This is a genomic window from Vibrio mangrovi, from assembly GCF_024346955.1.
Classification (GTDB): Bacteria; Pseudomonadota; Gammaproteobacteria; order Enterobacterales; family Vibrionaceae; genus Vibrio; species Vibrio mangrovi.
The window spans coordinates 589,224-614,841 of sequence record NZ_AP024883.1 but is presented as its reverse complement, the minus strand read 5'-3'; the positions used below and the strand labels follow the sequence as shown (position 1 = coordinate 614,841).

General features: G+C 48.3%; 16 protein-coding genes. 6 read left to right on the top strand and 10 right to left on the bottom strand.

Going from position 1 to position 25,618, the window contains the following annotated elements:
• Positions 1-122 precede the first annotated feature (122 nt).
• Complete coding sequence (locus tag OCU74_RS02660; protein ID WP_159457471.1) at positions 123-1,265, top strand: pectate lyase; 1,143 nt, start codon at positions 123-125, stop codon at positions 1,263-1,265.
• Between the two features lie 121 nt (positions 1,266-1,386).
• Positions 1,387-6,864, top strand: a complete 5,478-nt coding sequence (locus OCU74_RS02655) for an AvrE-family type 3 secretion system effector (RefSeq protein WP_087482526.1) — start codon at positions 1,387-1,389, stop codon at positions 6,862-6,864.
• 132 nt (positions 6,865-6,996) lie between these two features.
• On the opposite strand, the gene OCU74_RS02650 is transcribed toward OCU74_RS02655, so the two are convergent.
• Genes OCU74_RS02650 through OCU74_RS02625 form a run of 6 tightly spaced genes read right to left on the bottom strand, consistent with a single transcriptional unit; the run spans position 6,997 to position 13,624 of the window.
• On the bottom strand, positions 6,997-8,127 hold the full coding sequence (locus tag OCU74_RS02650; RefSeq protein ID WP_087482525.1) for a response regulator: 1,131 nt from the start codon (positions 8,125-8,127) through the stop codon (positions 6,997-6,999).
• Positions 8,120-11,281: a hybrid sensor histidine kinase/response regulator gene (locus OCU74_RS02645; RefSeq protein WP_087482524.1), complete on the bottom strand. Its 3,162-nt coding sequence runs from the start codon at positions 11,279-11,281 to the stop codon at positions 8,120-8,122. Before OCU74_RS02645 ends, OCU74_RS02650 begins: the two co-directional genes overlap by 8 nt.
• Positions 11,274-11,888, bottom strand: coding sequence for a SpoIIE family protein phosphatase (locus OCU74_RS02640; protein WP_087482523.1), 615 nt, complete (start codon positions 11,886-11,888; stop codon positions 11,274-11,276). Before OCU74_RS02640 ends, OCU74_RS02645 begins: the two co-directional genes overlap by 8 nt.
• Positions 11,878-12,327: an anti-sigma regulatory factor gene (locus OCU74_RS02635; RefSeq protein ID WP_087482522.1), complete on the bottom strand. Its 450-nt coding sequence runs from the start codon at positions 12,325-12,327 to the stop codon at positions 11,878-11,880. Before OCU74_RS02635 ends, OCU74_RS02640 begins: the two co-directional genes overlap by 11 nt.
• 13 nt (positions 12,328-12,340) lie before the next feature.
• A complete protein-coding gene (locus OCU74_RS02630; protein ID WP_087482521.1) occupies positions 12,341-12,691 on the bottom strand; it encodes an STAS domain-containing protein in 351 nt (116 codons plus the stop codon).
• A gap of 15 nt (positions 12,692-12,706) precedes the next feature.
• The gene (locus OCU74_RS02625; protein WP_087482520.1) at positions 12,707-13,624 is read right to left on the bottom strand and encodes a protoglobin domain-containing protein; all 918 of its coding nucleotides are present in this window, start codon (positions 13,622-13,624) and stop codon (positions 12,707-12,709) included.
• 360 nt (positions 13,625-13,984) lie between these two features.
• On the opposite strand from OCU74_RS02625, the gene OCU74_RS02620 reads away from it, so the two are divergent.
• From OCU74_RS02620 to OCU74_RS22080, 4 genes are all read left to right on the top strand, one after another.
• Positions 13,985-15,919: a M6 family metalloprotease domain-containing protein gene (locus OCU74_RS02620; RefSeq protein WP_087482519.1), complete on the top strand. Its 1,935-nt coding sequence runs from the start codon at positions 13,985-13,987 to the stop codon at positions 15,917-15,919.
• A gap of 439 nt (positions 15,920-16,358) precedes the next feature.
• Complete coding sequence (locus OCU74_RS02615; RefSeq protein ID WP_315972457.1) at positions 16,359-16,820, top strand: Fic/DOC family protein; 462 nt, start codon at positions 16,359-16,361, stop codon at positions 16,818-16,820.
• Between the two features lie 345 nt (positions 16,821-17,165).
• Positions 17,166-18,044: a HEPN domain-containing protein gene (locus tag OCU74_RS02610; RefSeq protein ID WP_087482518.1), complete on the top strand. Its 879-nt coding sequence runs from the start codon at positions 17,166-17,168 to the stop codon at positions 18,042-18,044.
• 26 nt (positions 18,045-18,070) lie between these two features.
• The gene (locus OCU74_RS22080) at positions 18,071-18,277 is read left to right on the top strand and encodes a SymE family type I addiction module toxin (protein ID WP_087482517.1); all 207 of its coding nucleotides are present in this window, start codon (positions 18,071-18,073) and stop codon (positions 18,275-18,277) included.
• 107 nt (positions 18,278-18,384) lie between these two features.
• On the opposite strand, the gene OCU74_RS02605 is transcribed toward OCU74_RS22080, so the two are convergent.
• The 4 genes from OCU74_RS02605 to OCU74_RS02590 are packed head-to-tail and all read right to left on the bottom strand — an operon-like array spanning position 18,385 to position 25,577.
• Complete coding sequence (locus OCU74_RS02605) at positions 18,385-18,801, bottom strand: hypothetical protein (RefSeq protein WP_087482516.1); 417 nt, start codon at positions 18,799-18,801, stop codon at positions 18,385-18,387.
• Position 18,802: 1 nt separating this feature from the next.
• The gene (locus OCU74_RS02600) at positions 18,803-23,680 is read right to left on the bottom strand and encodes an RHS repeat-associated core domain-containing protein (RefSeq protein ID WP_087482515.1); all 4,878 of its coding nucleotides are present in this window, start codon (positions 23,678-23,680) and stop codon (positions 18,803-18,805) included.
• Entirely contained in the window at positions 23,677-24,591 is a 915-nt protein-coding gene (locus OCU74_RS02595) for a DUF4123 domain-containing protein (RefSeq protein ID WP_087482514.1), read from the bottom strand. The genes OCU74_RS02600 and OCU74_RS02595 overlap by 4 nt, the downstream gene beginning before the upstream one ends.
• Positions 24,588-25,577, bottom strand: a complete 990-nt coding sequence (locus tag OCU74_RS02590; RefSeq protein WP_087482513.1) for a DUF4123 domain-containing protein — start codon at positions 25,575-25,577, stop codon at positions 24,588-24,590. The genes OCU74_RS02595 and OCU74_RS02590 overlap by 4 nt, the downstream gene beginning before the upstream one ends.
• Positions 25,578-25,618 lie beyond the last annotated feature (41 nt).

Sequence of the window (25,618 nt, the reverse complement as noted above, 5' to 3'; positions counted from 1 at the left end):
TCTTTTACAAACCACCCAAATAACGTTCCGGGCCGTGTTATTCCATGCATACGGTCGGTGAATATTGCAATGCTTGACGATCAATGCCCCTTCAAGGGATAACAACGCAAAGGATGATATCAATGATTAGCATCAATTTACGTATGCCTCAAACGAATGACTGGATGCAGAATGCCCCGCCATCCGGGCAGTCAGACACACAGAACCGTCCGGAAAACCGCTCGCTTTCTCCGGGTGCTGCACAGGGACAACAGGATAGCCCGGCAATGCAGCTTTTCAACATGCTGATTCAGGCACTTCTCCAGATGGCACAGGATGGCGCTGGGAAAGACGGAGCAGGAGCACAGGACCCTTTCAAAACCTCCGGCGGTTCCAATGACGCGATGCAAGGTCTGGGAAACCAGATGTTAAACAGCGCAATGAATCCCACCAGCAACGGCGGTGGTCAACTCTCTCCATCTACAAGCCCGCTCAATCGTGAAGTCGGCAAAATGATGGACAACAACCCGGGAGCATTTGGCAATCCGCAGGCACCAGCAGCGGGAGCACCGGCCGGAAATCCGTCAGCAGCAGCTCCAGTAGCCGCAGGTGCATCTCCTGCCGTTGGTAGTCCATCAGGCACAGGAACCTCAGGAAGTTCTGGTACCGGAGCATCATCAGTCAATATGTTCCCGACAGCCGACTCTAAGAATGCCGTCGTTATTGATGAACCTATCGTTGTCAAAGCAGGTGAGACTTTTGATGGTAAAGGTAAAACATTTACTGCCAGTAGCAAACTGGGTGATGGTGGACAGTCAGAAGATCAAAAACCACTTTTTGTTCTTGAAGATGGTGCATCGCTGAAAAATGTTGTTCTGGGCGATAACGAAGCCGACGGTATTCATACCCACGGTGATGCGAAACTCGACAATGTTCACTGGACAGATGTCGGTGAAGACGCCCTGACCATGAAAAAAGGCGGAACCGTCGAGATTTCAAACAGTAGTGCTAAAAATGCTGATGACAAAATCTTCCAGTTAAACGATGACGGCAAACTCATTCTGAATAATGTGCAGGCTGATAACTTCGGCAAACTGGTCCGGACGAACGGTGGACAGCAAGGTAACTGGGATATCCAGCTTAATGATGTGACCGCCACGAACGGCAAGCATGCTTTAGTACAGAGTGACAGTAACACGGTCAGCGTTTCAGGCAACAACGTGAACACTGAAAATGTCAAAGGAATGTACATCCTGCCGGATTCAGGAAAATTAAACATTTCTTAATTTTTCGTCCCGTACTCCTCATGCCTCCAAAGCCAGTATCTGCTCGATAGCTGTCTTTGGAGGTTGCCCGTTGAGACAGACGGAAACCGCATGATAATCACTATTCAAAGGTATTGTATTCATGGAAATTCGTAATCATTCAATTCATTCAGTCGATACGGTGCAAAGTGTCTCCCACCAGAAGTCAGAACCGACGCTGTTACAGAAAAGCCATTCACCCCGACACAGTGACGTTCCCAGCTTATCCCGTGAGGGAGAACAGGCACAGTTGCCTCAGCAGCTCACACAAAAATCCAGTGATGCAGAAGGCAACCCGGTCGCAAAGCAAAAACACAAAAAGAGTTTTTCTCTGAAAAATATGATGAAGTTTGGTAAAAATAAATCAGAGGCCAAACCTGCATCATTCTCACAACAAACACAGCAGAACTCAGGGAAACATGCTGCCGGAGCCGAAAACAAACAGGCAGAAAAAACGCCGGATGCACTGAAACAGGCAAATACTGAAGTAAAATCCAGCCAGAATAACTGGATGTCTAAACTGGGCTTCAAATCTCATCAGAAAGCAAAAGAAAAAAATGCCGGAGATCAGTCAACAGAAAATACGCTTGCTAAAGAAAAGTACACCAAACCCGAATCTCAAAATTCCTTACGTAAACATTTTCAGGCAACCACTCCATCCGGCGACCCCAGAAATTCCCATCTCGCAGCAGAAAGTGCCGCCACAAGTACACACGAAGCAGAAACATTTGAAGAATCTCCGGATGTAGAAGCTTTTATCAGAAACGGCTTACAACGAACCGGGTTACCGACGATTCCGGAGTCCGAACTAGAAGGTATCGATTCGGACGATGAAAGCACTGACGGCAACCAGGCTTCATTTGACAGTTCCAGAGGTAAGCTCCCCGATTCAGCCGAACAGCCGAATACCCAACGTCCCGGCAAAGAGATGGCATTCAATCCATCTCATAGTATTTCCGAAACCGGAGAAACATCGGGCTCTGGTATTGGTCGCTTATCCTCTTCTTCGTCGTCTTCGGTGACGTCTGCGTCAGAGTCAGGAACAGGAACACTCATGCCACCTCAGCTCGGAATAGAGAAAGGCAAACTGACTATCGGGCAGGAAACTCCAGCGTCTCTGGCAACCATTCTGAAAGAAACACTGGGTCGGGATGCACAAAAATATACTTTGCATGAGAGCCACAATCAGGGACAGGAACAGCTATTACTGGATAAACAAGGGCGCGTGTTCCAGATGAACACCAACTCACAGACCGGCATTGTCGCCTTACACAGCTCGACACCAGTCATGAACCCGGATGCTAAACCGGCTTCGCTTCTTGGACATCTGAACGAATCCGGTCATTCGATTGCCAGTGAAAATCATCTGGCACTTGCAACCGGTGTCCACACCGATCAGAACGGCGATCACTGGCGTATTCATGAAGGGAAACTGCACCAACTGAATTCTCAGGGAGAATGGCAGGCTGCCGATAGTGAAATCAAAAAACTTTCAGCCGGCGGAGACAACCAGCTCTACGGCCTGAAAAATAATAATCAGTTGGTTGATATGGCGACCAGACAGAGCAGTACAGTAACCGAGCAGGACATTTCTTCATTCAGCCTGAATAAGGAAGGCGAAGTCGCCCTGCTCTTAAAACCGCAGGGAGAACATCCGCAGACACTGAGATTCTCACCGACACTTACGGCAGATAGCGGACGGGCTCTGGATGTTACACCTCAGTATGACGCTCAGGCACATCCGGAATTGCAGCAATCGCCGCCGGAGCTTACGACGATCGGCATGTCTGGGGATAAACTATTTGCGGTAGATAAAGATAATCAGCTTCTGGCTGCATCACTCCCCAAAGAAGGCCAGTCAACACTTCAGTTCACCGTACTGGATCAACCGGAACTGCAGAATGCGTTTGGTAAAGATGTTCAGTTCGAAGACTTTACCCATCAGGATGACGGTCAGATTTCCCTGCTGGTCAAAGATCATAATGATCAGCGCCATAGCTGTCCGATCAACGAATCTGGTGCCACTTTTAAGCCAGGCTGGAACCTTTCGGATGTCTTACATATTGATAACCAACAGGGTCTGGAAACGCTGGACACCAGTCATCTTCATGCTCAGGAATTCGAAAAACAAGGCGCATTTACCATTGCTGACGGAAAACTGTACGCCAAAGATCAACTGACCCAACAGTGGACAAAAGCAGCGGACAACGTCGACAGTCTGATCCGGGGACAAAACGGACAACCTTATGCCTTACAGAAAGGAGAACTCAAGACCGTCACTTTCGTCGATAAATCCGATACCATCGGCTACGGGGATGATAATGTCTTTTCGCTCACTCAGTCCCGGGGAAGTGTCGGACTGGATTCCGGGCCGAAAGGACTTCCCGAAGGAAAAATTAAGTCAGCCGCCGTTATCGATAATTATCAGCATGTAACACTCACCGAATCCAATGAGCTGAAACATACTCAGATCCGTTCAGGAACCAACACTCCAATGGTTCCGACACACACCATCGATACTCATGGCATCGACGGTGAAATCAGTCAGATTGGCACCGATCAGAATGAGCGTCTTTATGCGCTGACCAAAGAAGGGAAGCTTTTCAGCCTCTCCGCGCAAGACTGGAAAAAGCCTCAGGACAGCCAGAATCATGTCACATGGTCACCAGAGCCTGCTGATGAACTGGGTGACACTCAGGGAGCTCAGTTAGGTCTGTCCAAAGACCGCCAGCTAACACTCACCACCGCATCCGGTGATCTCTATGTGAAACAGGGTGAAAAATGGCAGGCCGTTGCCCCGGCAGAACCTGAGCAAAAAAATAGTGTCCGTGACGAACTGTTCAATAACCTTGCTGCTGCAACCAAAGGGTTCAAAGTAACGAAAGGTGGTGTGCAGTACAAAGTAGCCGCTCAGTTGGGTGGTCTGATGGGGATGGAAACCAACAAAGTCAGTAGTAAATTCTCTGACCGGCTGAAAGCACATGTGTTCAAACCAACACTGGAAACTCCACGTCCGGTAAAAATTGCGGCTTATAGCGTACAGCACCAGTGGAAAGGACGTGAAGGTTTAGGCAAGCTGTACAAGCAGGAAAGCAAACTGTATTCACAGCTGGAAGAACACAATGAACAGATCAAAACTGAACGTCTGCCAAAACGTTCGACCGATATCCAGACCCGGCTGTCTCAGCTCAATCTGGGCGAAGCAGGTCAGTCTCTGAAAGATGATCTGGAAGCTTTCCGCCAAGAACTGGAAACCAGTGCAGAGCGTCAGTTAACCAAGTTAGGTATTCATCAGGGGGTTCTCAAACCCGACGGTGAAATCAATAAAAAATATAAACCATCCAAAATAAAAGATTTTGCTCAGCAGGCTAATACAAGCCGTTCCGGACATGATCTGAGTGATGAACTGCTAACCAGTTGGCGTCAGCTTCAGGTATCTCCGGACAGCAAAGTCAAACAGATGCTGAAAGATTTCACCGCGATGAAAGTCAACATGAGTCACCAGAAGACCGAAGTACCGATGGGACGTCAGCGAGATCCAAATGATGATATGGCACTGGCGAAAGCACGTCTGGTACTCGATACCATGATGCTGCGCCAGGTTGATCAACTGGTCGAAAAAGCCAGTTTGCTCTCAGATACCAATCCGGAACCGAAGCTTATCGACTCTCTCAAACAGGATCTTTCCCGGATCAGAGACAAGAATTACGAGCAGAATCGGGTCAAACACTACACCGATCAGGGCATGGTCAGTCATAAGGATGTAGAAGCCGGATATGATGCTGCGAAGTTCTTCATCAAAGCTTTCAGCAAAGAAGACCACGGGGTAAACCTGCTGACCCGGGCCGCTCTGAAAGCTCAGGATAAAACCGAACTGAGCCAGAAACTGTCCGGACTGATGCACTCGCTCAAACCGACCGATAACATCGCGATCACCCGGAGTTACTCGGCTGAAAGCTCTGTGACATTCACGCCGAGCTTCATGCAGGATAAGATCATCAGTATGTTCCCCAGTGCTGGTGGCGGACAAGGTCGTAACTACGGATTTGAGCTTGATGCTGTAGACGATGGTGTCATGATCTCTATTACCGGCAATCTGGGCCTCTCCGGTCAGGGGAATCTGGGGATGAACAAAAATATGCTTCCCTATGCGACCGGTAGTTCGGCTGATTCGCTCAAAGTTCCGCTCAATGACGGTCATCAAACCTTTAAACCGGATTTCGTTGTCGGTGCAGGATTGACCGCTGGCGGCAAATTTGCCCATCACAATGAGCTGAAGTTTACAGTTCGTGAGGCCGATATTGATAAGTTTGCCGAAAGTCTGGTCAACGGCACTATCACACCTGATGAATTAGTTGATCAGGGGATTGAACATGTCACCATGAGTGGCAGTAAATACGATTTCAGTGTCGATCTCGGCCTGAATGTCGCCGCCAGAGCCCGGCTTGATTTTACCGATGAAGGGGAAAACCCGACTTTCATGGCACGTGCCGGTGGCGGTCTCAGCGCTGGACTCAACCTGTTTTCCACCAAACGGGATAAACTCGAATATCATGGCATCGAGAACTCCAAATACCGTGATAACAACAAAACAGGTGTACTCAATACCGCTTCTGCCGGTGCGGATATCGGTCTGACAGCCGGGATCAATATCGCCACGACCGATGGAGATGTAACGGCATTTGCCAATGCACGAACCGCCGCTTCGGTCTCGGTCGACAACTCCGTTAAAACCAGAGGAGAATTAAAATCCAAACGGGCTGAACCGATCACTGCAAAAGATATTAACAAGCTCTGTGATTCACTTGGCGCTCAGTTCACGGATCCAGCCAGTAAGAAGGTTCTGGAAGATGTCAAAGGTATGCAGGACATCAATACTCAGTTCGAAGCATTGTCATCTCATTTTCTGAATAAAGAAAAGGTGACTGCCAAGAATGACAAACAGCACGCCGCATTACTGGGAATCAATAAAGCAGAGACTCAGCATCTGGCAGCCAGCCGGGGTGCTGAAGTCATGTCCGAGGTCAAGGCAGTCGTGTCTCACAGCAACCCGACACAACTGGATCGTCCGGGAGTGCTGAACTTCCTGCTCTCATTGATCGCCCCATCGAAAAAAGATGCGCTGGCCGAACAGATTCATTCCATGATTCAGGAAGATCCGATCGTCGGTAAAGTCATTGATGATATCCGTTCGCGTCCCAATGTTGTGACCTGGGTAACGATGGAGCTCAAAGACGAACTTCGGACCAAAATGGAAAAAGATTTTGCGCTGGGCAAAATGACCATGGCTGATGCCCAGAAAGCGATGCAGGATCCGGAAAACCGTCGTCTTAAATCCATCAGCTTCTTCGAAACCGGAGAGCATAAAGAAGGATTCGCCTCTCCGACACTGTTTGTTGGTGGTGCCAGCTCTGCCAACATCTACATGGAGAGAATTGCCGGTACCATTAACTTCAAATACGGTGCCGATCAGGATGTGCCCCGCAGCTACACGCTGGGCGGTGAAATTGTCACAGCCCAGCCTGAAATTGCTCAGGCAGTCAGTGACCTGAAAAAAGACGGACTGGAGGTTAAAGCCTGATCTTCGATTAACCTGATACTCCATAAAAAATAAACCAAACAAAGCCCCGGAGGTTTTCTCCGGGGCTTTTCATTTTTATTGCGAAAAGCTGTCAACAACAGTACCAATATGGCTTAGGCTTAAACCGGATACTTAACCACTGGCCTGATTCAGTGAAGGGAAAGATTCTTCATTAAATCCTTCATCTCTGTAGGTGCTGGCAACTTCTCTGAATTGCTGCTCTATTGCCATGAAAGCTTCGACGATCGCCGGTTCAAAATGTTTTCCTGAACCTTCTTTGATGATCCCGACTGCTTTTTCATGCGGGAATGCCGGTTTATAAACCCGTTTGGAAATCAGTGCATCATACACATCGGCTAATGCCATTAAGCGGGCACTGAGTGGAATATTCTTTCCTTGTAACCCCTGCGGATATCCGGAACCATCCCATTTTTCCTGATGACTCATGGCAATTTCTTTGGCAAATCTCAGAAAATCACTTTCAAAATCAATGGCTGATTCCACGGAAGCAATCACATTCCGGCCAATCTCGGTATGGCTTTTCATCAGCTCAAATTCTTCTTCGGTCAGTTTCCCTGCTTTCAGCAGAATGGCGTCAGGAATTCCGACTTTACCGATGTCATGTAACGGTGCGGATTTAAACAAAGCTTTGATCATATCCGGACTCAGTTGTTGCAGATAAAGCCCCCGCCGGACCAGTTCCTCCGCCAGCAGTTTAATATAACGCTGTGTCCGGCGGATATGGTTACCGGTTTCGTTGTCTCTGGTTTCAGCCAGAGAAGCCATCGCTTCAATCGTCGCATCCTGCAAACATTCCAGATTACGGGTTCTCTCCCGAACCCGCTCTTCCAGAATCGTATTCTGAGTCGCCAGGGCCGACATCGCATGTTTCAGGCGGAGGTGTGTATGGACTCTGGCCAGCAGAATCGGCGGACTAATCGGTTTGAGAATATAATCAACAGCTCCGGCATCAAAACCTTTCTGTTCATCTTCAATCTGCGATTTAGCCGTCAGAAAAATCACGGGGATTGATTGAGTCCGTTCATCGCTCTTTAAACGGCGGCAGACTTCGTAGCCATCAATTTCAGGCATCATGATATCAAGCAGAACAATATCCGGACGATGTTGCTGACACACCTTAATCGCCTGTTCACCACGGGTCGTAATCAAGACATGAAAGTGAGGCTTTAAAAGCCCGCCCAGCAAAGAGCGGTTTTCAGCATTATCATCAACAATTAATACAGTATCTCTTTCATCATCCATCGCCTTTCCCTGCCACAACTGTAAGCTCCAGTGGGTAGATGCTGACTGCTTTTCTGAGTGCCTGACTGGCCGCTTCAAAATCACAGTCGTTGATACATTTACAACAAGTGTCAAATGAAGCCGATTTTAATAAAGTATTGAGGAGAGGATAATGTTCGTCAAGATACTCAACAGCGTAGCCGTCATACTGCTCCAGAAGTGAATCCAGCCGATGAATCACAGCAATACTCTCCGGGGTCAGATGGTTTTGCCGGTGACTTGAAGGTTCCGGACGATCCAGAGCCTCGCACAAAGCTGGAATCAGCTGCGCGAGATGTCTTTCGGCTTCCTTCAGAATCAACGCAAGTGCATTTTCTCCTTCACCGTTTTTGATTGAAACTTCAATCCGGGCTGCGATATCGGAAAGCAACATCAACCCCAGATTAGCGGCTGAACCTTTCAGAGTGTGAGCCATTAGTATCGCTCGCTCCGTTTCCTCCTGTTCCAGTGCAATCTGAATGCGTGAGACAATGTTATATTCTTTGTCGATCAGCTGAGAAAGCAAACGCTGATAGAGACTTTCATTACCGGCAACTCTCATCAGTCCGTTCCGGTAATCCAGAAAAGAAACCTTCCCCAGTGGAGACTGAGCCGGTTTCGCCACAGCACCGTTTTCCTCACTATCCGGGGAATCATCCACCGGCTGCTCCGCCGTATGACACCACTTCTGAATGGTACTGAACAGCAGATTCGGCTCGATGGGTTTAGAAAGATGATCATTCATTCCCAGACCGAGACAACGTTCCCGTTCTTCCACCATGGCATGAGCCGTCATGGCAATCAGCGGAATATCATCATAAGCAGGATTACTCCGGATATGTTCACTGGCTTCATAACCATCCATTTCCGGCATCTGTAAATCCATGAATATCACATCAAAACCAACACTATCGTGCAGAGACTGCTCTAACAGCGAGAGAGCTTCCCGGCCATGATTGGCAACCGTGACTTCCATGCCCCGCTCCTCCATCAACTCCACTGCAATCTGCTGGTTAATTTCGTTATCTTCAACCAGCAAAACCCTCAGACCGGAAAAATCCCCCTGAGATTTTGCAGAACGATCAGATTTCGACTTACGGGAAACACGCTCAGAAGGGGAAGGAGCAAACAGTGTCACCAGCAAATCAAACAGATGAGACTGTCCGACAGGCTTAGACAGATAACCGGACAGATTGATCTCTTCTGCCGCTCCGGTTAATTCATCTTTGTCGTAGGCAGTCACCATCACGATGTAAGGCTGATAGTTCTGTGGCAGGCTTTGGCGGATCCGGCGACTGGTTTCGATCCCATCCATGTCCGGCATGTTCCAGTCCATAAACACCAGATTAACCGGATTCTCTGTTGTCACTGCCTCATTGATCCGCTCCAGTGCCTCGGCACCACTGCCAGCCAGAATCGGTTTATTCGGCAGAATATCCAGCATATCGCCCATCACCGTCAATGCGTGTTCATTATCATCGACCACCAATGCCCGGATATCTTCCAGAGTATGAGGCAGAACTTCCGGGACCGTATCTCCGGCCCGATCCGTTTTCAGCCAGACGTCAAAGACAAAATGGCTGCCTTTCCCCGGCTCACTTTCAACCCGGATATCACCGCCCATTAACTCAACCAGACGCCGACAAATAGACAACCCCAATCCCGTTCCGCCATACTTCCGGGTCGTGCTGCCATCCGCCTGAGTAAATGCGGTAAATAACCGTTCGATCTGCTCACGGCTCATTCCAATCCCCGAATCTGAAACCGTAAACTCCAGTTGAATCTTATCCAGTTGTCGCTGTACTTCTCTCACCGCAACCGAAATTTCCCCCTGTTCAGTAAACTTCACCGCATTATTGACCAGATTAATAATCACCTGACCTAAGCGCAGCGGATCACCACACAATTTCTTCGGCAACCCTCTGGGAACAGAAAACAGTAACTCCAGACCTTTATCAAAAGCTTTCTGACCGGTAATAATCGATACATTGTGAAAGATATCGTCCAGTTCAAAATTGACATGTTCAATGGACAACTTTCCGGCTTCAATCTTGCTGAAGTCCAGTATGTCATTGATTATACCCAGCAAAAGTGATGCAGAATTATGAATTTTAGACAGGTAATCCCGCTGTTTAGTTGTCAGTTCAGTTTTCAGCGCTAGATGAGACATGCCGATAATTGCATTCATCGGCGTTCTGATCTCATGACTCATGTTGGCCAGAAACATGGATTTGACCTTGAGTGCATCTTCAGCCTTTGCTCTGGCTTCATTCAGTTCATTTTCAACAATCTTACGGGCCGAGACATCCCGCAGAAATAAAGCGACCTGACAACGATCGTTCAGCAGATAAATGGTAATCCCCAGATCAATCGGAACCATCTCGCCGGATTTAGTATAAGTCTCAACTTCAAAAAATCCGCCATGAATTTTCTTTTGATCCCGGATGGATATCGGTGGTTGCAGGATCTCCGCCAGAGGTTCAGGCAGCACCATTTTCAGCAGTTGAAGACAATCCTTACCTAAAACGTCTTTGCTCCGATAGTGATAGAGAGTTTCCGCCGTATTGTTCCACAGCAGGATCTTACCCTGATCATCCAGAATCACGACGCAGGATGGTGCACCGTCAATAATCGTCCGGGAGAAAGCTTCACTGGCCTGCAAATCCTTTGTGCGTCGTGCAATTTCCTGTTCCAGCCCGACCTGATGCTGGGCCAGTTGCTGGTTCTTCAGTTGAAGTTCATACATCAGCTCATCGCGACTTTTCTCCTGTAACTGTTTTTCCAGCCGCTTTATTTCTGATTCTGTTGGGTGGTAATTTGCAACACACGGAACATGCCAGATAATTTCCCGATGATTCTGTTCACTCATCAGGCCGGGAATATAAAACCGGACTGATTCAGCACCCTCAGGAACCGGACATATCACCGTGATGCTCTCATTGTTTAACACAAAATGAAGTGAACATTCGCCAAATGCAGCGAGCAACTGAAGCACTAATTCACCACTCATGAGCATGAAGTAATCCTGCTGAGCGGCGCTGAAACGATAACAACGAAAGATTGCCTGAAATTTATGCCTGATCGCCAGTTTGCTGATATCGTCCTTATAGACAGCACATCGGATCAACTCATTCATTTTTGCACTCCAATGCTTTGTATTCCAACGAGTTATATTCCAACGCAATCACAGTGGTATCATCATGTGATTTACCGAAATGTTCGATCAGAAACGAGACGAAATAAGGTAAAGAACGATACTGCGCAAAACGACACTGTCTCGGATCCAGATTTTCCTTCACCCCATCGGTCGTAAATAAGAAACGTTCACCTGGTCTGAAACTCCCCCGGAACAGCTTCAGAGTTGGAATCATCTCTCCGACAATTCCCGGCTGAGCAGCATAAGATGTCCATTCCTCTCCACATTTTCTTGCCAGCGTATTACCAACGCCAACCCCTTCGAAACATTCCGACTGGTAATCAAAATAAACCAGTGTCACCGCAGCGCCCAGACTACCGAGGAAATGATGATGCATCCGTTCAAGCAACTGAGGGAGATCATTGGTCTGCTGAACATCAAGATAACGTTCCATTTCCCGCGCCAGACGAGCAGCAGCCGGGCCATGCCCCAGAACATCGATAATAGCAACCATCAGACCGGAAGCGCTTTCTCTGACAGACAAGCCATCACCGGATTCCGATTCTCCGAAGCAGGGCACACAACGGGAATACCATTCAAACGGCATGAGATGTTCCCCACTTAATCACGGTGACGATCGTCCCGCTTTTCTCGGTTGAAGATCGCCCGACTGAAGATTCAATCTGAAACTCATCCGCCATTCTTTTAACCCCCGGTAATCCCATCCCCAGAGAACCACCGGTGGTAAAATGCTCTTCCAGCGCCTGTTCAATCTGTGCAATTCCCGGTCCCCGGTCACTGGCAATCACCCGAATACCACACGCTGATCCGTGAATCATTTCTGCCAGTTCGATCCGGCCTTCACCGGCATATTTCACAATATTGGTCGCCAGCTCAGACACAACCGTGGCAATTTCACTGGTCGTTGTCGAAGAAAAATTTAATGTCCGGGCAAATGCAAATGTCCCCATCACGGCAGTCATAACATCCGACTCACAACCAATGTGATAAACACTCCCCGGTTTTACCGATATCTGCTCATCCATCACTTCGCTCCTGCTACTTCCGGAGACGCTGTAGCCCCTGATCTAAATCTGCCACACAGAGTAACTCCGTCGTATCAACCCCCAGATTCAGCAGCCCCATCACAATGCCCGGTCTGAAGCCGACAAAGATACATTGCCGTCCCATCACCCGAACGTTTTGAGAGATCCGGATCAAAGCCTCAACATCCTGCCGGTCAAGGGTTTTCACACCAGACATATCAATCAACACCCCATGGATATGGTTTGCAGAAATCCTGTCGAGCAGTTCATTACAAAAGTCTGTGAGCACACTGGGAGAGAGATCAACCTGAATAGAAGCAACCAATGCATGTTTTAACTGACTAATCGCAATCGGCTTCTGCATCAGATTCTCCCTGAACTATTCCGAAAACTGACTGAGTGATGTGACATTCAGCCCCACCATCTGAAATGCATATTCCAGAGCATCTCTGAGCGTAGCATTAGTCTGAACCTCTCCGACATTAATCCCGAGCTGAACCATGGTCTGAGCAATTGAAGGGGAAACACCGGACACCAGACAGTTACATCCCATCAGCTTGGTAGCTTTAGTAATCTTGATAAAGTGGTTAGCAACCGCCGTATCCACCACAGCCACTCCGGAAATATCCATGATGAAGATTTTGGCCCGGTGGTCAGAAATCTTATTCAGAACAGCGGCCATGATATCCTGAGCCCGTTTTGAATCGATGATTCCGACGATTGGCAGCATCAGGATGTCTTTCCAGATCATCGTTACAGGCGTTGACATCGCAAGCAGTGCTTCACTCTGCTCAGAAAAACGTTTATTGATCAGGCGGGAATAAGTATCGACCACAATCGTGGTATCCATATGGAGCAACTTGGTAAAAGCTGAGACAAGTGAGCTATATTCTTCGTTCTCTAATGAACCGTCGTACAGCTTCTTGGTAAAAATCACCATCGAGATGTTCATTCCGGCGAAATAGATGGGAAGCGGCAACCCGACCCGGGCATGAACCTCACCGACTTCTCTGCGTTCCCGGATGTAATTATCATCAACCTGAGCATTGAAAAAGACACTCCAGTAACGGAGCTGCGCATCCTGAACCTGACGCAACCGAACCTGATCACCAAAGAACTGCTCATACTCAGGAAGCTGTTCCAACCACTCATAGAAATACTTTACATACTCACTCAGCTTAGGAATCATGATCTGGCCGAATTTGCGGATAATTAATAAATCAGATTCACTCAAATCATGTAACTGCAACAAAGATTCGGCATCCGTCATCTGCGTGTGTTGAGCATCAGTAGACATGAGGAAACTCCCTCTCCCGTCAGTGGTCACTTTCTCTCTTGAGTCAGCAACAGAAATTCATATGTAAAACTAATAGTAGTCTATAAATTCATCACACAGGCAAGGATCGTCGGGAGATCTCCAGAGCTTCGAAAATATCAGTAACCGACGGACAAACGCTGATTATTCTCACATTGGGATATAATTACACTTCAGTTAATAAATTCAGATATATTTTTTAATTCCTTCCCAATACAAACATTATTTCCGGACATCTATCCTCTGACCAGATAAAAGCACTTCGATAAAACATTTACACCCTGATACAATTTTTCAGAACAAAATGAAACACTATTTTAAAAACCAACAAGAGCGCTTGCTATGAAATTAAAAACAACCGTCGGTTTAATGGGCTTATATTTTATTTGCCAGCCTGCATTTTCGGCTATTCCCTATCATGGTTATCAGTATGATTACACGCAACCCAATGGGGATGTCATCACACTTACACTGGAAGGGAACGACTATTATGCAGAGCAGCGGACTCCTTCCGGTCTGCTCGTCGTTTATGATCATCAATTGGGCGGACTGGCTTATGCCAGAGTTTCCGATGATGGTACTCAATTGATTTCTAAGGGAGAACTGATCACTCAGGCAAAAGAACAATTTGAACAACGTCTGAGAAACAGTCTCCATTCAACCCAGCTTTCTCAGGCTGAACAACAGCCAGGATTATCAGCCGAAGTTAGAGCAAAAATAGCACAAGAGAACCGGGAGAAATTATTACATATACCGGAAGATGTCAGTACCATTACTTCTTCACTCGTACAGACAGTCGATTCATCCAGCCATATTCTCGGGAATGTAAAAGGATTAACTATTCTGATTGACTTCCCGGATGATCGACAACAAATAAGCCGTTCCGAAGTCGACAAATTTTTAAATGACATGAACTATAAAGGGTACGGAAATTTCCAGTCTATTCGTGGATATTTCAGTTCAGTCTCCGGTGGAAAACTGGATTATACCAATACGGTCAGTACTTATTACACCGCCAAACACAACAAGTCTTATTATACGGATCCAAATCTTGATTTCGGTATCCGCGCTCAGGAGCTGATTCATGAAGCTCTCGACTGGCTGGAAAACCAACAGGGATTTGATTTCTCAACCCTGACCACCGACCGCTATGGTCGCATCCGGGGATTAAATATTTTCTATGCAGGTAACTCAAACAGCGCCTGGTCAACAGGTCTGTGGCCACATATGGGCGGCGTCAATCCACAATTCTGTGCTGATGGCGTCTGTACCAATGCCGCACAAATGTCAGATATGGGCGATCGTTTATCGATTGGTACTTTTGCCCATGAATCCGGCCACCTGATCGCGGACTGGCCGGATCTATACGACTACGATGGCAGCTCCAACGGCTCCGTCGCTGCTTTCGGTATTATGGGCTACGGCAGTGCCGATCCCCGTTCGACACTTCACCCGGTGCCACCGGTTGCTCCTTTGCGTGAACTGGCTGGCTGGGAAACCGTCACCGAACTGAATCCGGCCGTTAACCCGAATGCTCCGACTGGCCGTATCTCGGTCACTTCAGGCAGCAATACTTCCTACAAATGGACCAACCCGGCCAATCCGGATGAAGCCTTCTATATGGAAGCCATTTACAAAACCGGACAGAACACCGAGCAACCGGATGAAGGGCTGGCTATCTGGCACGTTGACCCCAAAGGAGACAACTCCAACGAATGGCATCCTTATATCCAGATGGAACATGCTGACGGCAGACGCGATCCGGAAAATCTGCGCAACTACGGTGATGATCAGGATCTCTACGCACAATATGGTGAGTTCTCGGCAATCTATCCGAACGATCTAGCCAACAGAGGAACCAATGCGTTGTGGTGGAACGGACGGGATTCCGGCCTGAGCATCAATGATGTCTCGCAACCGGCTGAGACGATCTCGTTCTCAGTCTCCGGAGACGGCGGCAACGGCGGCCCACAAACCCAGACCGATGTTTACAGCGGTTCGCTCTCTGCCGGTGGCCGGGCTGCGGAGCCGAACAATAATTCATTTTTCTATGAAGGCGGCACCATCGATGCAACACTAACCGGCCCCAACGGCACCGATTTTGACCTGAGACTCTTCCGCTGGGACGGCAACAACTGGCAACAGGTCGCAGTCTCCGAAGCGCCAGAATCTCAGGAACATATCTCTTACTCGGCTGACAATGGTTACTACTACTTCGAAGTGTATTCCTACGCCGGCGCAGGTCAGTACACCCTGACCGTAACGCTCGATAAATAATGGCAGAGAACCGAAGATTCAGGAAAAAGTGCAGTAATTCCTGATCCCAAAACGGTGATGAGTGGTTGTGCTTATCACCGTTTTTTTGGTTTGATAGTTGATAAGCTGGTAGTAAAACTGACAATGTTAGATAACAGAGCTGAGTCATTATATGAATCGCATCAATGTAAAGACCGAAACAGAAAATCGCAACATTAATAGTAAGTTTGTCCCCAAAATGAAAAACTTCAAGGTAAGCGTATCTTACGAAGGGCTGACAACAAGTGGCAAAACCCAGTCCCTGAAATCTTTAAAACGTCAATATGCGAGATAAGTATGGCGTTACTCAGGATCATTATTGTTACCCTGACTCTGAAACACTTGAAAACCTACTTAATATCCGCGACAGTAATGAGCTGAGTGCAGCTGAAGTTGCATTCTCTGAGCGCCGGTATATCGAATACTTAAGCCAGATTTCATCTCTGGAAGAGTTCAATACTTTCGACACCTTCACTGGGTTCTTTTTCAGGATGTTTATGAATGGGCGGGAAAGTATCGTGACATTGATATCAGCAAGGGTGATTCTCGATTTTGTCATTGCTCTTTCATCGAAAGAGAGCTGATACAGCAACTTAAGCGAATCCCCACACTTAATCAATGCGTTAATCGCGATGCATTTATTCATCTCATCGCTGATATTTTCTGTGAAATTAATATCATTCACCCTTTTCGCGAGGGCGAGGGCGAGGGCGAGGGCAACGGCAGAGCGACACGTTTCTTCTTTGAGGAATTGGTATTTGTTGCTGGGTATGAACTTGATTGGCCGGAGATTTCAAAAGAAAAATGGATTGAAGCTAACGTGCATGGATATCACGGTGACTTATCTCTTCTCGAATCCATTTTTGACATGGCAATCAGTTAAAAAATTTTTTCCCGGATGCTGTGGTGAATGATGGCATTCAGACCGTCATTTCCCAGTGAGTCGGGAGGTATAATCTGGAGCAATTGCGCAGGAAAAAGTTTAAAACAAGTCAGCTTTCTGTTCTCCTTTATCCCTAACTAAGCATGAAAAAAGTATGAGGTTCCTCGAATCAATTCACAAAATACGTCTACGCGAATAGCCAATGCCAACAAAATCGCTCACGATGCCAGAATTAAATCACCCGGCAAGATATTACGATGAAAAAACCGGAAATGCTCAGAAAAACAACGCCGTTTCCTGCCGCTATGGTTTGCTTTGCCAACGCCCCATAGTAGGATAACCGCTATGAAAACAGCACTCGATCACCTTCCCGAACGGAAGCAGAAAGAACTCCACACCATCACCACCGTGTTACGCGATACGCTGGATGATTTCTTACGCCATAAAAACGGCAGCAAAGCAGAGTTTCGGATTCTTAAAATTATCCTATTCGGCAGTCATGCCAAAGGCACTTGGGTCAGCGACCGTCCTAACGGCTATATCAGCGACTACGATATTCTGGTGATCGTCAATAAACAGGCTTTAGTCGAAGAATACGCCGTGTGGCAAAGTGCCGAAGAGCAGATCGAACGCCGGGTAACATCTGCGCCGCTGGGGTTGATTGTCCACACGCTGGATGAAGTCAACCAACAACTGCAACAAGGCCATTACTTCTTCAAAGATATTCGTGAACAGGGCATCGAGCTGTTCAGCGCCGATAAGCGGGAATTGACCGCGCCGGGGAATTTAAGTGAAGCTGAACGGGTTGAAATCGCCAGTAAGCATTTTCAACACTGGATGAAAAATGCTCAGTCTTTCTTGATTGATTTCGGTCACTGTATCGACCGTCAGGATTTTACAAAAGCAGCTTTCGAACTTCATCAGGCCACAGAACGCCTGTTCGCCTGCACTTTGTTAGTATGTACCAACTATCTGCCCAAAACCCATAATCTCGAAAGCCTGCGTTCGATGTGTGCCCAGCAAGATCCTGCCTTTGCCGAACTGTTCCCGATGGAAAACAAATTCCACCGCCGCAGCTTCCAGCGCCTCAAACGCGCCTACGTCGATGCCCGTTATTCCGAGCATTACGAAATCACCGCAGAAGAGTTGGTTTATTTACAGAGTGAAGTGGAGAAATTGCGGGAGATGACGGAAAGGGTTTGTCGGGGGAGAATTGAAGCCTAAGACAGAACCCACGATTTCCACGTTATATCGTCGGGTACGCGCCCCGAACCGGGGCGATACCAGTACCCCCGGATATTCATCTCAAGGGCGAGTGGCTGCGCGAGGTCGGGTTTGGGATCGGCACGCAAGTTACCTTCAATATCGCCGTGGACTGTATTGTGCTCATCCCAGACAGTCCGCAGGAGCAGGCACAGCGCAAGCAACTGGCACAGTTAAAAGCGGCGCTGGGTTGAGTGAATAAAATAGCCGAGACGATGATGAATCCCGGCTGTTGGTTTTGGGGCTGTTTATAACCGTCTCTGAGTTTATTAATGGATGTGACGCAGAATGATGAATATTCTCATTCACTCATCATGTTAATTGCTATTTCTGCTGCTTCTTTTATATCAACATCATCTGAAGATAGTGATATATTTAGGCCATCAATTAATATTTTATCATTAAAAGCAGCGGCGACCTGCGTTACCCAATATCTAACACTATTAGGTATATTAGTATCTTCAAGAACATTCTTTATTTTTTTTACTACGATGTCATGAGGAAACTGATAAAGAAGGTCTTCCACTAACTGATACACTCCCCAACCATCCCCCTCACCGTAAGATCTCAAAAATAAATCAATAGACCTGTCATCAGGTTTTTTTATGAAATATTTTCGGATTTCATCATATTTATCAATTAACTCTTGAGATAGTAGATCATCAGGAGGCATAGGTTGATTCTGAGAAAGAAAGTACAATGCATCTTCTGTATTCATATTACTGTCCTAGTGTTTTCCACAATTCTTTATTTTGTCTAATCAATTCTTTCAACTGGCGATTAACAACGACTCTATCATAACCAGCATTACCAAGAATCCTACGCAAATCAAAAATATCTCGAGCCAAATATTCTCTTCTACTCAAACCCTTAACCATTGGTTTTTTATAAGTCCATGTTAATTCATGAAGATCTTTACGCATGTTAATTGTTATCCCTCGACCGTGTGATGTGGGACTAGCTGCATTTTGAATTGCATGATGCGGTGTATGTGTAGGGTTTAACCCAGACTTAATATTTGCCTGCCTTGACTGGCTGTATGTACCAACATATAGATCTTCTCCAGGCTTTGATAATTTAGATAATTTAGCCGCTTCAGGAGTCGTATACCCTTGTTTCTTTAAGTTTTTATACCGTGCATAACGTTCTTCACAAACAGCCAACCCCAACGGATCCACCCATCCCATCGGGTTATGCACATACCCCTGAGGTCTGAGTCCACCTGCAAATCCAATCGGGTCGGGGCTGAGATATTGCCCACTGTCTGCATCGTAGTAACGATTGAGATTGTAGTAAAGCCCGGATTCCCGATCTTCGATCTGCCCCTGATAACGCAGGTCACAGGTCAGGGCTTCGTTGGCGGCGTCTTCGAGATAACCCCGTTGAATTTTGAGGTTAAACTGTTGCTGCTGGTATTTGCCCCATAGTGCCTGTTCACCGCGCCATTCGATGTCGCCGGTTTCGGTGACGAGTTCCTGCGGTGTGCCGGCATGGTCGGTAACGATATAGTGCAGGTCTTGGCGGTTGCTGTCGTGTCGGGTGGTTACTTGTAGCATCGGGCGGTGGCTGCCGGGCTCGTACAGATATTCGGTGCTGGTCAGGGCCGTGCCGTCGGCGGTAATCTGGCTCTGCTGCACCAGTGTGCTGCCGTCCCACAGGTAATGGGTCTGCTGCTGAGTTTGCAGACATTCTTTGGCGATGCGTCGCCCAAACGGGTCGTAACGGTAGCGGTAACGCTGACCGTCCGGCAGCTCGATATGGGTCAGCCGGTCTTCATCATTCCAGATAAATTTTGTACTGAGTGGGCGAAAGCCGTCTTTCGATTCGGTTTTCTCTATGACCCGGCCACACTCGTCGTAGCGATATTTAAAGCGACCAACTTCGGTCACACGCCCGGCTTTATCATAGTCGCGTTTCTGCCGTTTTAACCGTTCATCGGCCAGCGACACCACATTGTCACCGTATTCGCTGCCGAAGCCTTCTTCATTGAGGTTCAGTTCGCTGTCATACCCAAACAGATGAACAAATCCAGCTTTGGTCTCCCACGATTTACGCTGCCGCACTGCAGTAATCTGACTGTTCGGGTTGAGAGTGATTTCCGCACTACCGCGATGACTGTCTTCAATCCCGGTCAGCCGGTCCAGTACATCGTAGCGGTACTGGCGCAGCGACTGATTGCCCAGTTGCTGCCCGGTCAATAACCCGGTCGCACTCCACTCATGGCGTAGATCGAAGCCACTGCCGTTACTGCGCTGCTTTTCTTCTCCGCCCGGATGGTAGGCAAAGGTCAGCGGATTGTGTGCGCCCACAGCAAGAGTGGTTAGCTGCTGCTGTTGCCATTGATAGCTGCGCTCAGTTGCGGTGCCCGATGACTGAATGAGCCGCCCGGCGGCATCGTACTGATGGGTCAGTTCAGTGCCGTTGATATTTTCACTCAGCAGTTGCCCCGCCGGACTATAGGCCAGTGCAATCCATGCATCACCATTTTCCGCGTAAGTCAGCCGCGAGGCCGCATCATATTCATACCAGCTTTTGCCGGTTGGATGGTCCTGATTGTCGAAGCTTTCGCTCTGGAGCAGTCGTCCGCACGCATCGTACTGGTAGCGGAAACTGTGACCATCCGGTTTGCTGCGCTGCACCAGTCGGCCAACCGCATCATAACCGAATGTCTCGGTGCGCCCGTCGTAATGACGTTCGCTTTCAATCCGCCCCAGCTTGTCGAAACCGTACAGCCACTGCTGCCCCTGACTGTTGGTAACACCGGCAAATTCGGCTTCAACATTGTAGTGATAGCGGGTGGTTGCCCCCAGCGGGTCGGTGACGGTTTGAAGCTTATCGAAGGCACCATAAGTGAAGCGCTGGGTCTGACCGAGCGCATCGGTGACCGAAACCAGATTGCCTTCGATATCGTAGCCAAAGTGTGCTTCAGAGCCATCTTCATAGATGACTTTATCGGGAAACGAATTCGAGTCATGGTAATGCCACCGGCGGGTAAGATTGCCCTGACTGCCGCGCTTATCGCTGACCCGTGCCACCAGCCGGTCGAAACGGTCATAGTGGAAATCCATCCCGTAACCGGTATCCGGCTCTGAGCGGGTGAGAAGGCCACGTTCATTATAGGAATAGCGAGTGACGCTGCCGTCCGGCCCGGAGACCGAATCCTGCAAGCCGCGTTCGGTATAACTCATCTGCCATATCCGGCCTTCCGGATCGGTGACTTGGATAACATCGCCCTGAGAATTGTGTTCATACAGCCAACTGGCGCCCAGCGGATCGGTGTAGCCGCTCAGCCAGCCCTGCTCGTTGTAACTGTAGACATGTTCAGTCCCGTCCGGCAGAGTTACAGTTGTCAGGTTACCCCAATCGTCATAGCTATAAGCGGAAACATCCCCAAGCGCATTGGTCTCGCTGATGAGTAAATCATTCTGCCACTGCTGTTCGAGTCGGTTACCTGCCGCATCAACAATTGCCGTAGCTCGCTGATGCTCATCAAAATGGAACGTTTTGATGCCACCAAAAGAACTTCTGTGATAGTGAATCCGATTGTCATCATCGTAGCGAACCTGACCACTCCAATAGCCTTCAGCACAACGGTTGGATATTGCCCGGCCTTGTTCATCATAATCGTGCTCAACCCAGGTCTGTGCCAAATCCTGCCAGCGGGTCAGGTAACCTTCTTTGCTGTATTGATAATCGAAATTACGGCCTGATTCTCCCCGCACGGAAAGCAGCCGGCCGGATTTGTCGTAGTTATAACGGGCCAGCTCACGCAGCGGTGTCTGATCGGCTTCGCATAAGATCAAGTGTGTGATACGGTTACGCTCGGTTTTAACCTCGATCAGCCGTTCATCACTGAGAATGACCCATTTGAGGGTTCGACGGTCATAAGCGAACTGAATGGTATTTCCGTAAGCGTCTGATATTTTAGATAAACGCAGTGTCGCGCCAATCGCATGACCAAAATGATATTCCACGCCATCTTTACTTTTAAGGATCAGTTCTCCCTGTGCTCCCCGGTGGAGTCGCCACTGAGGTTTCTGCACTGATGATGTCTCTTCACCCGGATAAGGCAGATCAAACACCCCGACCGAATAATCCAGATCAGTAAAAGTTGCCAGCATGCCACGGATAGTCAGACTGATATCCCAGCTACTGCGCCACAAGCTGCCCATCAATCCGATATCACGATGCCCGACCGAACGATAGTAACGGCTGTGTTCAACGGGAAGAAAACCGGCCAGCACAAAGTCCTGCCTCTCTTCAAACACCGCACCAGTTGCCATATCTACCGGGTCATCAATACAAACGTCTGGATCGTTTTTCCCTGAAGTATTATGCGTCTTGTCTCCTGAAGAATGATCTCCCTTCGGCTTATCCCCATGAATATTCCCTTTCCCGGCATTAAGATTATCCGCATCCACCACAGTATTTTTCGGATGCGGAGTGCCGGTTTTGCGGGTCACGACCTTACCGATAAACTCATCGACCTTAGCACTGATTTTGCCGACCATCTCATCGATTTTGCCCTGTAGCCGCTCCATTGCCTTCACCAGTTTCTCAAAAGAGTCCCGGAGTAATCTGACAGCCCAGTTCTTACTGTTTTTAATCGCTTTGGTCAGCCCCTCAATGATTTTACTCAGCAATGCTTTGGCCTTCCCTGCATACTCGCTCAGTTGTCCGCTGAACTTTTTCAGGTACTTGACCAGATTGCCGTTTGACAGACTCCGCAGCATTTTCATCGCTTTTTTAATGGTGCGTGAGTCGGCTTTTTCCAGCGCATTGATGATGGTCTTGCCGGTTTTCTTGGTCGCATCCCCCAGCCCCGGAACAAAGCCAACCACGACCAGTACACCGGTCGCCCAATGCCAGAAGCCCAGTTCCTTTTTGGTGCAGGTATCCCAGCCCCAGCACCCTAAGTCGTACAAGTCCATCGCCTGACCGACTACCGGCACAAAGCCGAGCGCAATTTCACAAAACAGCAGAATCGCCGTATTGTCATGTGCCATTCCGGCCATTTCTCCGGCCAGACTATGGTGAATTTTGTTGATCGCCTTTTTCAGAGCAGTCGAACCACGATTGATCTCTTTTTCCAGTTCCCAAAAGCGACGATAAGCAGCCTTATACTCCTTATCGATCCAGGTAAATAATTTACGATCAATATCAACAAATTCGTCAGAACTACCATCCTCATCATAAGTCAGATAACCCTGACGGCTCAGTAAAGAATAAAGCGCAAAGTATTCACCGGCTTTGGCGGCATATTCGGGATTAGCCTGAATCACCGGGTTATTTTCTGCCGATTCTTTGGGGTTGAATTCATCACTGCCTTCGCCCAGCAGAATCTCAAAGCCGCCGCAGCCCATGTTCTGGATTTTGCACATCCCATTTTTATCGGTTTTACCCGAAATCTCGGTTTTGTTACTGTCGGTCAGCACAAATTCAGCTTCCGGTACTGGTTTGTCATCATCATAGTGGTAACGGATAAACACTTCACAGCCACAGGCAACACAACCGCCGTCGAGGACATTATCGGTCGAAAAATTCTGGGTGGCAGCCTCTGCACTGGAGAGCAAGTCGGCTTTTTTATTCTCGCTCATGATGGTTCTGACTCCTTATCCAATTCATCTAACCCACGTTCAAATAACCGATCCATCCGACTTTGCGTGCCCTGATAATCCGGTGATTTTAAAATCTGTTCAGCCCACGGCTGCGTTGTAAACTGCTCACCAAAAACCACCGTCAGGCTCAGATAACGAACCACGTCATTCGGTTGCTGAAATCCAAACTGGTTGGCCTGAGTGACGTGCTGATGGATATATTGATCGAACTGTGCCTGTTCCCAGTTTTGTGTTTCGCTGTGATGGGCTTGTAAATGATCCTGATACTGACGGTAGATCTGTCGGCTGGCCCAGATGCTGAGTACCTGATATTGTGCTTCAGTCAGCGGCGTCGGTAACGGGAGTGTGGTTTCTTCCAGGATCGGCTCCTGAAACCTGAGAACCTTCGCCTCCGGCTGACCCGGTTCCCAGTAGGCAATCTGTCGTAACGGCCCCTGAATATGTTGCTGATAGACAGCATCGCTGGCCTGCCAGAGCACACCCAGCACATCCCAGTCTGAAAGACGCAGCAGAAACTGTTCCTGCGTCGGGGTTTCGACCAGCGTCCATGCCCGGAAATACCGCATAACTAAATCGCTCTGGCGGCTGAGCGGCAATGAATGAAAACTGGGATCCAGCTGGATCGCAATGCCCCAGTGTGGTTGTGTCGCCACCAGCTCTTCGAGCCATGCCCACGATTGCAGTGGCATGATATAGGGAGAAATCGAAGCATGAATATCGCCCATATCGCCCCAGTACAAGCGTGTCTCAAACTCCGGCATCTGTTCTGCCAGATCGCGGATTTCCGGATGAATTGCAGCTTCAGCAACCACAAACCATCCCGGTTCTTCCAGTGTGGTTTGCCAGTTTTCCAGTGGGACATCTTCCCACCACTGTTCAGTATCTGTCATTTCTCACTCTCCATAACCACGTTCTCTGGTGACGATGTTGCCAAAGCAGAATTGTCCGTCACATCAGGCTCTGCCAGCCATCCCGGTGAACGGTATGCGGCAAGTTCATCTTCATGCCCCTGATACTGATGATGCAGTTCGCCAATTGCCTGACGGAGCGGATAGAAATGTAGTAAACGCTGGAATTCCGGGTGTTCATCAAAGTGATCTCCCAGATAAAAGCGATACAAGGCGAAGGTTTCTTTATCCAGTTCGGATGCTCCGGCATATTTCTTCGTTGCCAATGCCATGCCCTCATGAAAACGGTTTTCCACCAGTTCAAGAGACAAGGATTCACCATACTGCGGTAATAATTTCTGGTATAAGGTTTCAACCAGTGAATGAAGCTGTTCCGGATAGAAAAACCGGTCAAATTGCTCCTGTGTCAGCTGTAGTGGTAATTGGGTCACAGCCGAAGATTCCTCCGGGTCAGATACTGACGCCAGATCAAATGAACTCAGCTTCAACTGCTGTTCATCCCGGATCGGCAGATAGATCCCCTGATGTTTCCCCTGAAAGCACTGCTGCTGTGTCGGGGTTAAAATACGCCACCACTGGGGTAATACTGCCGGATCATAAAAACGCAGCATCACCTGAGTCTGATCCGGATAGAGACAAGAAACCCACGGATGCCAGTGTGCCCGCAAAGCAGAAAAATCACCGTCAAACTGGCCGACAAACCCGAACTGCTCAGCCCGGGGTTCGTTTTCTGCCAGCCAGTAATAGAGTGTTTCTCCCGGATTACCATCGCGAATATCGATGAGTAATGGCGAAACATCGGTCAGGTACTGAAGCTCACTGCCACGCAGCAGTTCGCACCATATGACATCTTCGCGTCGCTTCATGGTGTTCCAGAATTCGGTCGCTTCCGGAAACTGCACCCGATCAAACAGTAAGTAACATGTTTTTCCTTCTGACATGGTTAATATGTCGAATAAGGATTTCATTTTTTTATTTTTCCTAGCCTGAGTGAACTGTGTTCTATCTT